Annotated in this window: 12 protein-coding genes; 11 read left to right on the top strand and 1 reads right to left on the bottom strand. The window is 52.2% G+C overall.

All coding sequences use genetic code 11. From position 1 onward, the window contains the following. Positions 1-66 precede the first annotated feature (66 nt). The 11 genes from wecB to BW990_RS18870 all read left to right on the top strand — a co-directional run bounded on the left by wecB (position 67) and on the right by BW990_RS18870 (position 13,241). On the top strand, positions 67-1,206 hold the full coding sequence (wecB, locus tag BW990_RS18910; RefSeq protein ID WP_076450672.1) for a non-hydrolyzing UDP-N-acetylglucosamine 2-epimerase: 1,140 nt from the start codon (positions 67-69) through the stop codon (positions 1,204-1,206). Further along, positions 1,203-2,465 carry a UDP-N-acetyl-D-mannosamine dehydrogenase gene (gene wecC, locus BW990_RS18905; protein ID WP_076450670.1) on the top strand — a complete coding sequence of 421 codons (1,263 nt, stop codon included), beginning with the start codon at positions 1,203-1,205 and terminating at the stop codon, positions 2,463-2,465. The genes wecB and wecC overlap by 4 nt, the downstream gene beginning before the upstream one ends. Further along, on the top strand, positions 2,443-3,591 hold the full coding sequence (locus BW990_RS21660) for a hypothetical protein (RefSeq protein ID WP_143526289.1): 1,149 nt from the start codon (positions 2,443-2,445) through the stop codon (positions 3,589-3,591). The genes wecC and BW990_RS21660 overlap by 23 nt, the downstream gene beginning before the upstream one ends. After that, positions 3,588-4,454: a sulfotransferase family 2 domain-containing protein gene (locus BW990_RS18900; protein WP_076450668.1), complete on the top strand. Its 867-nt coding sequence runs from the start codon at positions 3,588-3,590 to the stop codon at positions 4,452-4,454. Before BW990_RS21660 ends, BW990_RS18900 begins: the two co-directional genes overlap by 4 nt. Before the next feature lie 109 nt (positions 4,455-4,563). Next, entirely contained in the window at positions 4,564-5,598 is a 1,035-nt protein-coding gene (locus BW990_RS21655) for a hypothetical protein (RefSeq protein ID WP_159441689.1), read from the top strand. Then, positions 5,595-7,715, top strand: coding sequence for a bi-domain-containing oxidoreductase (locus BW990_RS18895; RefSeq protein ID WP_076450666.1), 2,121 nt, complete (start codon positions 5,595-5,597; stop codon positions 7,713-7,715). Before BW990_RS21655 ends, BW990_RS18895 begins: the two co-directional genes overlap by 4 nt. Next, entirely contained in the window at positions 7,712-9,517 is a 1,806-nt protein-coding gene (locus tag BW990_RS18890) for an alginate lyase family protein (protein ID WP_076450663.1), read from the top strand. Before BW990_RS18895 ends, BW990_RS18890 begins: the two co-directional genes overlap by 4 nt. A gap of 1 nt (position 9,518) precedes the next feature. Then, positions 9,519-10,745 (top strand): glycosyltransferase family 4 protein, encoded by a 1,227-nt coding sequence (locus tag BW990_RS18885; RefSeq protein ID WP_076450661.1) that lies wholly within the window; start codon positions 9,519-9,521, stop codon positions 10,743-10,745. Between the two features lie 71 nt (positions 10,746-10,816). Then, positions 10,817-11,407, top strand: a complete 591-nt coding sequence (locus BW990_RS18880) for a sugar transferase (RefSeq protein ID WP_076450659.1) — start codon at positions 10,817-10,819, stop codon at positions 11,405-11,407. Further along, positions 11,404-11,997 (top strand): acetyltransferase, encoded by a 594-nt coding sequence (locus tag BW990_RS18875; protein WP_076450656.1) that lies wholly within the window; start codon positions 11,404-11,406, stop codon positions 11,995-11,997. The genes BW990_RS18880 and BW990_RS18875 overlap by 4 nt, the downstream gene beginning before the upstream one ends. Positions 11,998-12,002: 5 nt before the next feature. Then, positions 12,003-13,241 carry a DegT/DnrJ/EryC1/StrS family aminotransferase gene (locus BW990_RS18870; RefSeq protein WP_076450654.1) on the top strand — a complete coding sequence of 413 codons (1,239 nt, stop codon included), beginning with the start codon at positions 12,003-12,005 and terminating at the stop codon, positions 13,239-13,241. 4 nt (positions 13,242-13,245) lie between these two features. Here BW990_RS18870 and BW990_RS22375 read toward each other — a convergent pair. Then, positions 13,246-13,498, bottom strand: a 253-nt coding sequence (locus BW990_RS22375; protein ID WP_234990309.1) for a hypothetical protein, incomplete at its 5' end; no start/stop codon positions are given.

Here is a 13,498-nt window from a genome sequence, read left to right as displayed (position 1 = left end):
CAGGTTCTCTGCCTCCAGCATCAACGCCGCCTTTTGAGAATTTTCAAATAGGGAACGATTGAGTCAATGCAAAAAGTTATGTGCATTTTTGGAACACGGCCTGAGGCGATCAAGATGGCCCCCGTCATTCGCAGCCTCTCGCAAAGTCCCGACATTGATCTGAAGGTCTGCGTTACAGCGCAACATCGGGAGATGCTCGATCAAGTTCTGGCGCTGTTTGATATTGTGCCCGATTTTGATCTCGATCTCATGAAGCCTGGTCAAGGTCTCACCGAGATTACCTGCGCCGTTTTGCAGGGCTTAAAACCCATCTTTGAGGCTGAAAAGCCTGACCTTGTGCTCGTTCATGGCGATACGACAACAACACTCGCCACCTCTCTGGCGGCATATTATCAGCAAATTAGCGTCGGGCATGTGGAAGCTGGTTTACGAACCGGCAACATCTATTCGCCTTGGCCGGAAGAGATCAATCGCAAGATTGCGGGGGCAATTACACAGCTGCATTTCGCGCCAACTGAAGGATCCCGCGACAACCTTTTACGCGAGAATGTATCGGCAGATATGATCCATGTGACCGGAAATACGGTCATCGACGCTTTGATCGATGTTGTCGAGATGTTGGAGAACAACCCGGAGAAAAGCGCAGAGCTCGATCGCGCGCTTGGCATCGATCCGGAGCGTCGCCTTTTGCTGGTGACAGGCCATCGCCGTGAAAGCTTTGGCGGCGGTTTTGAACGCATTTGCAAAGCGCTGTCAAAGTTGGCGGGACGGCAGGATTTGCAGATCATCTATCCAGTTCACTTGAACCCCAATGTCAAAGGGCCCGTCGAAAATCATCTGGCAGGATATGGCAATGTGCATCTCATCGCGCCCCAGGATTACCTGCCCTTTGTACACCTCATGCGACGGGCCGAGGTCATATTGACAGATTCTGGCGGTGTTCAGGAAGAAGCGCCCTCGCTTGGTAAGCCTGTTCTCGTAATGCGGGAAACCACAGAGCGTCCCGAGGCTGTTGATGCCGGGACCGTAAAACTCGTCGGTACCGATAGCGCTGTTATCGTACGCGAAGTGAACACTCTCCTCGATGAAAACGCCGCCTACCAAGCCATGGCGCGCGCACATAATCCCTACGGTGATGGCAAAGGCGCTAGCCGCATTAGAGAAATCATCGAACACCAGAACGTCACAAGGAACGCTGCAGAATGAGCCGTCATCCGTTCAAGAAAATCTCAGTCGTTGGGCTTGGCTATATCGGACTGCCCACCGCAGCAATGTTCGCATCGCGCGGGATCGAGGTAGTCGGTGTTGATGTCAATGAAAATGCTGTAGCAACGATCAACGAAGGGCGTATCCATATCGTCGAGCCAGATCTCGATATGGTTGTCCATGCCGCGGTTCACGAGGGCTATCTCCGCGCGACAACCACACCGGAACCGGCGGAAGCTTTTTTGATTGCCGTTCCAACGCCATTCAAAGGCGAAAACCATGATCCGGACTTGAGCTATATCGAAACGGCAAGCCGCGCAATCGCCCCTATGTTGGCCCCCGGGAACCTCGTAATCCTTGAATCCACCTCTCCCGTTGGCGCCACGGAATCCATGGCAGACTGGCTGGCCGACGCGCGGCCAGATCTCAGCTTTCCTCAAACGGCAGGAGAAGAAGCCGACGTTCTGATTGCCCACTGTCCTGAACGGGTTCTTCCCGGAAAAGTGATGCAGGAACTAATCACAAATGACCGCGTGATCGGCGGTATGTCGCAGGCGAGTTCGGACGCTGCGAAGAAGCTTTACGAGACCTTCGTCACCGGCGAATGCGTCATCGCGACTGGCCCGCGGGTCGCCGAGATGGCGAAGCTGACAGAGAACAGCTTCCGAGATGTGAACATCGCCTTTGCAAACGAACTATCTATGATCTGCGATCATCTAGGTATGGACGTATGGGAGCTCATTCGACTGGCAAACCGCCACCCTCGCGTGAATATCTTGCAACCAGGCCCTGGAGTTGGCGGCCACTGCATCGCAGTTGATCCGTGGTTTATTGTTTCGTCGGCACCCCAGTATTCGCCATTGATTAAAATGGCACGCCAAGTCAATGACGCCAAACCTGAATGGATTATAAATAACACCCAAAGAGCGATCGAATATGCGCTGGCGAACCAACCTGAAAAAACTAAAGCTGACATTACTATTGCAATTTATGGGTTAGCCTTCAAAGCGGACATCGATGATCTTCGTGAAAGCCCTGCAGTTGCGGTCGCAAAGTCACTAGCAAGAAGCCACATCGGATCAATAGTAATTGTTGAACCCAATATAGATTCTCTACCACCTGAATTTGAAAACACGACACTCGCGGCTCTAGACAACACGGCAGCGGATGTTCACGTAATGCTAGTAGATCATAAAGAATTTAGATCAGTACCAAAACCCAAAGGTATTTTAGTGGATGCGCGCGGCATTTGGACATGAAGTGAGGCAAAAAATATCTTTTATCATCAAAAGAAACGTTGCAGGTCAACTAGCGGCTATAGCAGAACAAGTTGTCTACACCAGCTTCTCATTGATAGTATTTATAATTGCTGTCACTAAATACGACCTGAATGTATCAGCACAAAATTTGGGATTGATCGCTTTATCAAACCTACCAGTCCCATTTCAGTCAATCCAAATGGGTTGGAGAAAATCTACCGAGACGAATATTTGGCTTGGATCAAGATTTTTCTCCATCACGCTATCGCTCATAACAACAGTATCACTTGCATCATACGCAGCCCTTAACAATACAGAAATAAATCCACCGATAATCGCAATTTTTATAACAAGCGGGATAATTGCCGTCTGGTCAAATGGGATTAGGTGGATATACATCAAGAAAGCAAATTTTTTACTCTTACTTTATGCAAGCTTTACTTCTCTTCTGGCATTGCTTTTTCTTGAGCTATCTAGCCTCATCAGCGGAAGTCTCAGCCTATTCGTAAGCGCGTTATTAGCCAAATTAATTTTTACACTTTTACTATTAAACCACTCAACACGACACGGCTGGCTGACACTTCTCTCCCAGCCTGAGGACTTCTCCTTTGACTCCAGATCCGCTATATTGGCGACGTCGCGCTTCTTTAGAACGAACGGCATCTTCACAATTATCACAATTATATCCCCTAGTTCAGCCATTTCTGGACGCTTAATCCAGCAGGCAATTTCACTTTGCCGCGTCATCCAGAATCCATTAGCAAACTACGCATTCTTCCATAAAAAGACGTCATATCACTCGACAATACTCATCCAAATTTCCCTTGGAACCATAGTAGCTATTGGGATTCTTATTGGTAGTCAATTTTTAGGGATAAGCTCACCACCAATTTTGAGCTTCCTGGCTGTTTTTTGCGCCACCCTAGGCTTCGTCGGGTTATTTGTTTTACGCCAAGCAAATGAAAAGAACTTAGGGATTGCCTCTGAGTCCTTATCGGCCTTACTCTTCCTTCTGCTTGCAATCACCCTCACCAACAGCCACGGGTATATAATAGGAATTATATTATCGGAAGGCATTCTTTTCTTCGCGGGCCTACTTGTGCTTTATCGAATGAGAAATATATGAAACGAAATATACTAATATTCTTTCACATTGAGAAATGTGGAGGTACATCTTTGGTAAATTACTTTCGAAACAATTTACCCTTTCAATCGTGCGAAGCACTATCGAAAACCAATGTCTTGTCGTACAAAGAATGGCAAACAACATTAAAGACCTACCCAAATCTAAAGGTGATTTCCGGGCATAACCTTAACACCAACATTATCGAATGGTTTACGGATGCGGGTTTTGACGTTCGCAGTTTTACTGTATTACGAGATCCCCTGGAACGATGTATCTCTGACTACTTACATGATCGACGAAAAAAGACGTTTGAAGGCTCACTTGACGAATACGCAAGCATTCCGTGGAAACAAAATTATATATCAAAATTTCTAGGGCATGGTGATACCGATAAAGCAGAAATAGGCATTAAGAAAATTCAAAGCTTAGTCCACGTAAAAGACTCTTCTAACTTCATTGAGAGAGAAATAGTTGAAATTGGGCATTCGATAACCGCTCCATACACAATTGCGAACAAGGCAACTGGAATACTTCCCGATGACGTTTGCGTCAGACATGGAGTTAAAATTGGAAAATATTCAATTTCCCACGATTCCTTTGAGCTACTGCGCAAGTATAACCAAATTGATTCAGCTATTTGGGAAGAGCATCTGAAAAGAATTGATGAAGTCGGCGAGGCTCCGCATCATGGAATAGATTATTCGGACTCTAACTCACCCAAAGACTGGGCCCTTCGAAAATTAGCTCACATCTACAGAAATGCATATTTCAAACCCAAGATGAAGATCTTTTCAAGGCATTATTCCCTTCCGCGAAACAGATCCGACCCACGAAAAGTGAGTGAAATCGATGCCTTCAGTTAAGAACTCCGCACTCACCACCTTTTTAGTTATTTATTTATCATACATATTCTTCTTCGACCTTAGAATTCTAACAATTCGCACAGGCCTACCAGCTCCGGAGCTGGGCTTAATGTTAAGTCTCTGGGGGGCATTTCTAAGTCCATTTATTGCATACTACACGCTGAAGATTAAGATAACAAAGCAATTTTCGCACCTATTGACTTTGTGCGTAGCTTACACAGCTTCTGGCTTAATTCTTGGCCTTGCCTATGGGAATAACCTCTCGGACCTTGCCGGTGACTTTCTGAAATCACTTTTTATCCCTGCGGGGATTGGCCTTTACTGCATTTTTCGGGACGAGGGCGATTATGTAGAACGGAAATTGTTTCTGTTTGGTTCAATGTTCATATTAGCGCGGACCGCATTGTTTATTTCCATGCTTGGATCAATCACAAGACTTTATTATGGGACAAGCCTTGATGCCTTACTCGTGTGCGTTGCTATGAAGCGAAACGCAATCCGTAAGGACGTAGGCTTGAAAAGCCGCCTGTGGCCCAAATTTCATTACGTTGTGATTCTCGCATCACTTATCGGACAAAAGCGCACTGTACTCATTGCGTTTCTAGTTTATTTAACTCACAATAGAGTTAAGACGCTTATCCTAGTTATGGTTATTGGAATAGCCGCGCTGACTTTAATTGATTTCGCTGACTGGCGGTCCGTGCCTTTCATCGGGCGATTATTATCTATTGGCGATATTGACTTCATTCTGGAAAATCAATCAATGAGGATTGCAGAGGTTGCTACTTCTTTTAGAGCTTGGACCAGTGGCGTTTCTGTATTTTTATTCGGCCATGGTTTTGGCGCAGAAATCCTTGTTTTCACTGGCCGTGAGGATTACGCAGAGTCATTGCACTCCCTTCACAATACACTTATGGCTGTTGCTTACCGTTCCGGCTTAGTGGGGCTTTTCTTAATGCTTTACCTGCTGAAAATTTCATTTCTCGACATTCTTTTTGGATCAAGGTCTGATGGAGCGATTATAGTAGCGTTATTTGCAGCATCATTCTTTTTCTTCTCTTTCGTTGATGAGGTCTTTATCGGATATTATGCAGCTCGTTCTTTAGAAACCCTAAGCAAACGCAGACGTAGGCATGCAATATGAGGCAAGTTCTCCAAAATCTCTCCACCGGCGCTTCCGAACTCGTTGATGCTCCTGTGCCACAAAGCCGACGCGGCAGTCTCCTGATCAATACTTCGATATCGCTGATTTCGACCGGAACCGAACGGATGCTCGTCGATTTCGGCAAATCTGGCTTGATTGCCAAGGCCCGCAGCCAGCCTGAAAAGGTGACGCAGGTTCTGGAGAAGGTGGCTACTGACGGTTTGATCACGACAATCGACGCAGTACGTTCGAAGCTCGGTGCGCCGATCCCGCTAGGTTATTGCAACGTAGGCGTGGTAAGCGCAAGCGACGCGAACGGCTATCGCCCCGGTGATCGCGTGGTCTCGAATGGTCCCCACGCCGACGTCGTCAGCGTCCCCAAGAACCTATGCGCTCGCATTCCTGACGCTGTCAGCAACGAGGCCGCCAGCTTTACCGTCGTGGCCAGTATCGGTCTGCAAGGCATCCGACTTGCGCAACCGACCCTCGGGGAGGCTTTCGTTGTCACCGGCGCGGGTTTGATCGGCCTGCTGACCGTGCAAATGCTGCGTGCGCAGGGTTGCCGTGTGCTTGCAATCGATTTCGACGAGAAGAAACTGCGACTTGCCCGCACATTTGGTGCCGAAACATGCAACCCGGCCAGGGGTGAGGACCCCGTCGCGGCCGGCGTCAGTTTCAGCCGAGGACACGGCGTGGATGGGGTGATCGTTACCGCATCCACAAAGTCCAGCGACCCGATAACCGAAGCTGCGAGAATGAGCCGCAAGCGCGGGCGTATCGTGCTTGTCGGTGTAACCGGTCTCGAATTAAACCGGGCTGACTTCTACGAGAAAGAGCTCACCTTCCAAGTCTCGTGCTCGTATGGGCCGGGACGATACGACAGTAACTACGAGGATGATGGGCACGATTACCCAATCGGTTTCGTGCGCTGGACTGAACAGCGAAATTTCGAAGCTGTTCTCGATCTGCTTGCAGCTGGTGCGCTTGATGTCGAGCCTTTGATAAGTCATCGCATTCCATTCGAGGAAGCACCGCGAGCCTATGAAGTGCTTAGCACCGACAAAACTGCTCTAGGGATCGTTCTGACATATGATCACGCAATACCCGAAAGGCATGTACAATCATTACAGCTCGTGCCGGGGACACATGAGGCATCCGGTCGAGCCGCAGTAGGCTTTGTAGGCGCGGGGAACTATGCATCTCGGATGCTGATCCCTGCCTTTAAAGCTGCGGGCGCGACGCTGCAGAGCATTTCTTCGGCGGGCGGCACGAATGCCGTTATCCACGGACGCAAATCGGGCTTCTACGAAGCGACATCCGATACCGACGGACTAATCTCGGACCCCAAAATCAATGCGATAGCAATTGTCACGCGGCACAACAGCCACGCAAAGTTTGCATCGCAAGCACTTCAAGCCGGAAAGCACGTTTTCGTTGAGAAGCCCCTCGCTTTGACGCTCGACCAGCTCGACGAGGTCAAAGCCGCGCATTCAGAAAGCAATCGTTGCCTTATGGTCGGGTTCAATCGTCGCTTTGCCCCGCAGATCCAGACGATGAAACGTCTGCTCGACGGAGTCACAGCACCGAAAAGCTTCGTGATGGTAATGAATGCTGGAGCGATTCCGGCCGACCATTGGACGCAAACCCAAGATGTCGGCGGCGGACGCATCATCGGCGAGGCCTGCCACTATATCGACCTGATGCGCTTTCTGGCAGGTGCTCCAATATCTTCAGTGCAGGCAAGGCGTATGGGCGATACGGATGCCGAAGCGGTAACCGAAGACAAGGCCGCCATCACGCTCGGCTTCGAAGACGGGTCCTTCGGCACGATCCACTATCTGGCAAACGGGGGCGCATCTTTTCCGAAGGAACGCGTCGAGGTCTTTGCAGCGGGTCGCACCCTTCAGCTCAATAATTTTTTGAAACTGCGTGGTTTCAATTGGCCTGGTTTCAAGAGAGAAAACCTCTGGCAACAGGACAAAGGCCAATCGGCCTGTGCGGCCGCCTTCGTAAAAGCAATCGAAACCGGCGGACCGGCTCCCATTCCAGCGGAGGAGCTCTTCGAGGTCGCGCGCGTCTCAATCGAAGCTGCCGACCTCTTGCGCGACCAGACATGACACTCGCTGCCAAGTTGCCGACCTATGCGCGGCTCGGACTTCCCAACGTAGCCAGGGTCGCCGCATATAGATTGGGCTTGAAAAGCGGCCTCCATCCCGTGCTCGCACAAACGGCGCATATCCCGCCCGGCCCGTATTTCCGCGAAACGCCCACCCGGGTCGGCTTACCGGCACCGAACACGTCTTGGGATGATGCGCTTTGGTGGTTCGGGTGGTATTGTCGCCCGCTCCCGACCACACCTCCGGACTGGTTCGCAAATCCGTTCTCCGATGCGGCGCAGCCTGATGCTTCGCAGGATTGGTGGCGGATTTCGGACTTCGGCGCCGGCGACATCAAAGGACTTTGGGAACTCTCGCGTATGGATTGGGCCGTTGCCTGGGCTACGCAAGCGGCACATGGAGAGGCTGAAGTCTTTACCAGACTAAATACTTGGCTGGCAGATTGGGTGCGGGAGAACCCGGCCTACAAAGGCCCGAATTGGAAATGTGGACAGGAAGCCTCTATCCGTGTCTTGCATCTCGTTCTGGTCTCGTGGTTGCTCGATCAGGACCAGAACCCCGAGAAAGCCCTGATCGAGTTTGTGAGTGCCCACCTCCGGCGGATCGCGCCGACAATGTCCTACGCTATCGGCCAACAGAACAACCACGGCACATCCGAAGCCGCTGCATTGTTTGTCGGTGGCAGCTTTCTGATGGGACACGATCCGCGCGCGGATGACTGGATGCGGAAGGGACGCACATGGCTGGAAGATCGGGCGCAAGTGCTGATCGAACCTGACGGCAGCTTCAGCCAGTATTCTGTCAACTACCATCGCCTCATGCTCGACACCTACTCGCTGGTCGAAGCATGGCGGCGGCACGCGAAACTTGCGCCGTTTTCGAGCGAGCTTTACCACCGCTTGGAAGCGGCGACTGTTTGGCTGGTCTCGATGACTGATGAAGAAAGCGGCGAGGCACCGAACATTGGCGCAAATGACGGCGCGAATTTGCTGCCGCTGGCGGAAGCCGAATACCGCGATTTCAGACAATCGGGACAATTGGCATCGGCGTTGTTCCTCCAGCGCGACGCATTCGGAGCAGGCCCTTGGAACAACGCCTTGAAATGGCTGAGCATTCCCGAAAGTAGTGATCCGCTCCAGACGAAAATCGAAAGCTTTGACTACGGCGGATATCATGTTCTGAAACAGGACGGCGCGCGCGCCGTGTTGCGATATCCGCGCTTCAATTTCAGGCCGAGTCAAGCCGACGCCCTGCATCTCGACCTAATTGTCTGCGGTCGAGCCCTGCTTCGGGACGCCGGGACCTTCAGCTACAATTCATCCCAGTCCGAATGGTTCGCGAGTGCGGCGGCACATAACACGGTCCAGTTCGACGGCCGAGATCAGATGCCTCGTCTAAGCCGTTTCTTGTTCGGAGACTGGCTGAGGGCCAGTAACGTAAATCTGACTTTGGATAACGGCACACATCCTAAAGCGACTGCCGGCTACACGGATGGCCAAGGAGCGAAACATTTGAGGAGTGTTTCGCTAAGTTCAAACGAGCTCGTCTGCAAAGATGAGATCTCGGGGAATTTCAGTGGGGCCTGTTTACGCTGGCGCCTCTTGCCCGGCGAATATGAGTTAAACGGGCTCTCCGTGAAAGGTGATCATCTTTCGCTGGTCATGGAAGTGGACGGCTGCACGCCGCGTGCGAAGCTGGATATTGCGCCGGAGTCACGGCATTACCTCGAGCAGACCAAGATCCCGGTTCTCGAACTCTATCTCGACGCGCCCTCGAAGATCACGACCAGGGTATTTTTTTGAAATGCATGTTCTTTACTTTCATCAGCATTTTTCCACGCCGAAAGGGGCTGCAGGAATTCGCTCTTACGAGATGGCCAAAGCCCTTCTAGCCGAGGGACACACCGTGACCATGGTGTGTGGGTCGTACCAGCTGGGGCAGACCGGGCTCGACACCGAGTTTCACAAGGGGCGGCGTGAGGGCATTGTCGATGGCATTCGAGTCATTGAGTTCGATCTCAGCTACTCCAACAATGCCGACCTTCTGACGCGAACAAAGCTCTTTCTGAAATTTGCTTTCGGCGGCGTGGGTATTGCGATGAGCCGCAAATACGATGTTGTCTTTGCAACGACAACGCCGCTTACCGCCGGGTTGCCAGGTATTGCCGCAAGGTGGTTGCGCAGAAAACCATTCGTCTTCGAAGTGCGTGACCTCTGGCCAGAGCTGCCACGCGCGATGGGTGTGATCACGAACCCAATCGTACTCGGAGCTATGTCGCTAGTGGAATGGGCGTCCTACAAGTCTGCCACGCGACTTGTGGGCCTTTCTCCGGGTATCTGCCGCGGCATTGCCGAGCGCGGCATCCCGGACGATCGGATCAAGATGATCCCAAACGGGTGCGACATCGGCATTTTCGCAAGTGGAAATCGCGAACCGTGGCGGCCCGATGGTGTGGACCCATCTGACTTCATGGCGATCTTCACGGGAACGCACGGTCAGGCAAACGGGCTAGATGCTGTGCTGGACGCTGCGGCAGAGCTTCAGAGGCGAGGCCGCGGTGACGTTCGCCTTGTTCTCGTCGGTGATGGAAAGCTTAAGCCCGTCCTCCAGAAGCGTGCGCAGGATGACGGACTGGAGAATGTAATCTTCCATGACCCCGTCGACAAATCCCGTCTTGCCGGGCTCATGGCAAGTGCAGACCTCGGCATGCAAATACTTGCGAATGTGCCAGCATTCTATTACGGAACCTCCCCCAATAAATTCTTCGACTACATCGCCGCGGGCCTGCCGGTACTGAACAACTATCCCGGTTGGGTCGCAAACCTCGTGATGGAAAACGAATGCGGCTATGCTGTCGATCCCGAGAATAGCAGCGCCTTCGCTGACGCTCTGATTGAAGCGGCAGATAATCGTGAGGCGCTGACCATGAAAGCTCGAAATGCGGCCGCTCTGGCCCGTAGCGACTTTGACCGTTCCAAGTTATCGAGGTCGTGGGCGGACTGGATCGTGGGTGCGAAATCCTCCGCTTGAATCACACGGGATATCGAGCCTTAAAAAAACTCTGTGAAGACCTTTATGACGTTGAAAAACCTATACAATACATGAAACGCGCATTCGACATAGCCTTGGCTTCTGCGTCTCTTTTGCTGCTTTCGCCGCTTTTGCTGTATCTGTACTTCCGGATCAGGCAGGACATGGGTGCCCCGGTTCTCTTCCGTCAGATGCGGCCGGGTCTCTCGGGCAAGCCCTTCGAAATGGTTAAGTTCCGCACAATGAAAGACGCAATCGATGGGGATGGCTGGGCCCTACCTGATGCTGATAGGCTCACGCCGCTCGGCCGGAAGCTGCGATCGTCATCCCTCGATGAGCTTCCCGAGCTCTGGAATGTTCTCAAGGGTGACATGAGCCTAGTCGGCCCGCGTCCTCTCCTGATGGAGTATCTGCCACTTTACACGGCCGAACAAGCACGTCGGCACGAGGTTCGGCCTGGGATAACCGGCTGGGCTCAGGTCAACGGGCGAAATGCTATTTCCTGGGAAGAGAAGTTCAGGTTGGATACTTGGTATGTCGACAACCGAACATTGCGTCTCGATCTCAAGATCATTGGGATGACGATCCGCAAGGTTATCGCTCGCGACGGGATATCGGCCAAAGGCGAAGCGACGATGCCAAAGTTCAAAGGCTCAAAATGAACTCGCTCCACATTCTAGGCGGAAGTGGTCATGGCAAGGTTGTGGCCGAAATAGCTAGCCTCTTAGGCTATAAACAGATTGTGTTTGTTGATGCGGTCTGGCCAGAGCGCACTGAAAATGGACGCTGGCCCGTCGTAGGGAAACCGACACACGATCATCAGCCAATGTTTTGTGCCGTCGGCCGAAACGATGTCCGAGCGGAACTCTTCGAGGAATTTGACCTTTGGGACAGTCCAACTCTCGTTCACCCCAGCGCGATCATATCGCCGTCTGCTAAGATTGGAGCAGGCTCGCTTGTCGTGGCCGGAAGTGTAATAAATGCGGATGCAAGAGTGGGTTGCGGTTCAATTCTCAATACCGGATGCAGCGTTGATCACGATTGCCTTTTGGAAGACTTTGTACACATTTCGCCGGGCGCCAGGCTGGCAGGAGGTGTCGAGGTGGGGGCTGGCTCGTGGATCGGTATCGGAGCGGTAGTTCGTGAAGGTGTCAGGATTGGCCGCAACGTGATGGTCGCCGCGGGTGCGGCCGTGGTGCAAGATGTTCCGGATGCTGCTCGTATTGGCGGCGTGCCCGCGAAAGGACTTTAGAACAAATGCTTAATGGACCCTTTTCTCCTTGGCCCTCCTTTACTGCTGAAGAGGCCAAGGCTATCTGCGACGTCCTGCTTTCCAATCGCGTTAACTACTGGACAGGTCAAGAAACTCGCAGCTTCGAGAAAGAATTCGCTGCATGGAGCGAGACGAAACATGCCATCGCGGTCGCAAATGGAACGGTTGCGCTGGATCTCGCACTCGCCGGCCTTGGCATTGGAGCTGCATACGGTGGATCGTCTGATGACGAGGTGGTTGTCACCCCCCGCACTTTTTTAGCGTCGATCTCAACGGTGGTCAGCGCGGGTGCAATTCCCGTATTCGCTGATGTGGACCACGCGACCGGCAATCTCTCTGCCGATACTATTACCACTGTCCTCTCGGAAAACACGCGCGCGATAATCGTCGTGCATCTAGCCGGCTGGCCCTGCGACATGGATCCAATTATGGGTCTCGCTGCTGGCCAAGAAATCAAAGTGATTGAAGATTGTGCGCAGGCACATGGCGCGCGCTACAAAGGTCGGTCTGTCGGCTCCATCGGTCACGTAGCGGCTTGGTCCTTCTGCCAAGACAAGATCATGACCACCGGCGGAGAAGGAGGCATGGTCACAACGAATGATCCAGAGCTCTGGTTACGTATGTGGTCATACAAGGATCACGGTAAGAGCTGGGAGGCGGTATACGAGCGAGATCATCCGCCGGGATTTCGTTGGCTTCACGAGAGCTTTGGGACGAACTGGCGCATGACAGAAATGCAGGCCGCAATCGGCCGGATCCAGCTTGGTCGCATGACCGCATGGACTGAAGCGCGCTCTGCTAATGCAGACATGATCGCAAGCGCCCTGCGCCCCTTCTCTGATGAGGCTGGCCCCATTCGTCTCGCGGCCGAGCGATGCGCAAGCTGCCCTGGCTGCGAGCCTGCGAACGGGTGCAAGCATGCGTATTATAAGTACTATGCCTATGTGCGCCCGGATAATCTCGCGCAAGATTGGTCACGGGATCGCATTGTGGAAGAGATCGTCGCGCGCGGGGTCCCTTGTTTTCAGGGAACCTGTTCAGAGGTTTATCTCGAAAAGGCGTTTGATGGTACGGGATGGCGACCGGAAGCCAGTTTGCCGGAGGCTAAAGAACTTGGTGAAACAAGTCTTATGTTCTTGGTGCATCCAACGTTAATCGAAAGCGAGATCCAAAAGACAACCGCCGTGATATCGGAAGTGTTAGCCTCAGCTGCGCGAAAGTAGTTACTCAACTTAGGTTTGGCGATCCCGGTAGCTCCCAGACGTTCTGTTCAGCTACTTCGAGATATCGCACCAGAACGTTCACCGATTTCCATCCGCCTGCGCGCATGATTGCCGCGGTATCAAAGCCCCGCCTCAATAGGTCTTGGGCTGCGCCGACGCCCATTAACAGGTTGCTGAAGAAGTCTGACTTGAAGGACGTTTTCCCATCTGCCTCGGTTTGAGAGCGGCTGTCTGGGAGACGGACCGCGGGTTTAGGA

Origin of the sequence: Roseivivax lentus (assembly GCF_900156805.1) — a bacterium.
Taxonomy (GTDB): domain Bacteria; phylum Pseudomonadota; class Alphaproteobacteria; order Rhodobacterales; family Rhodobacteraceae; genus Roseivivax; species Roseivivax lentus.
This window is presented reverse-complemented; position numbering and strand designations above follow the sequence as displayed.

Coding starts and splice junctions, on each gene's coding strand:
- BW990_RS18870 (WP_076450654.1), top strand. CDS start 12,003: ATGCTTAATGGACCCTTTTCTCCTTGGCCCTCCTTTACTGCTGAAGAG.
- BW990_RS18900 (WP_076450668.1), top strand. CDS start 3,588: ATGAAACGAAATATACTAATATTCTTTCACATTGAGAAATGTGGAGGT.
- BW990_RS18890 (WP_076450663.1), top strand. CDS start 7,712: ATGACACTCGCTGCCAAGTTGCCGACCTATGCGCGGCTCGGACTTCCC.
- BW990_RS21660 (WP_143526289.1), top strand. CDS start 2,443: ATGCGCGCGGCATTTGGACATGAAGTGAGGCAAAAAATATCTTTTATC.
- BW990_RS18875 (WP_076450656.1), top strand. CDS start 11,404: ATGAACTCGCTCCACATTCTAGGCGGAAGTGGTCATGGCAAGGTTGTG.
- BW990_RS18885 (WP_076450661.1), top strand. CDS start 9,519: ATGCATGTTCTTTACTTTCATCAGCATTTTTCCACGCCGAAAGGGGCT.
- BW990_RS18895 (WP_076450666.1), top strand. CDS start 5,595: ATGAGGCAAGTTCTCCAAAATCTCTCCACCGGCGCTTCCGAACTCGTT.
- wecB (WP_076450672.1), top strand. CDS start 67: ATGCAAAAAGTTATGTGCATTTTTGGAACACGGCCTGAGGCGATCAAG.
- BW990_RS18880 (WP_076450659.1), top strand. CDS start 10,817: ATGAAACGCGCATTCGACATAGCCTTGGCTTCTGCGTCTCTTTTGCTG.
- wecC (WP_076450670.1), top strand. CDS start 1,203: ATGAGCCGTCATCCGTTCAAGAAAATCTCAGTCGTTGGGCTTGGCTAT.
- BW990_RS21655 (WP_159441689.1), top strand. CDS start 4,564: ATGTTAAGTCTCTGGGGGGCATTTCTAAGTCCATTTATTGCATACTAC.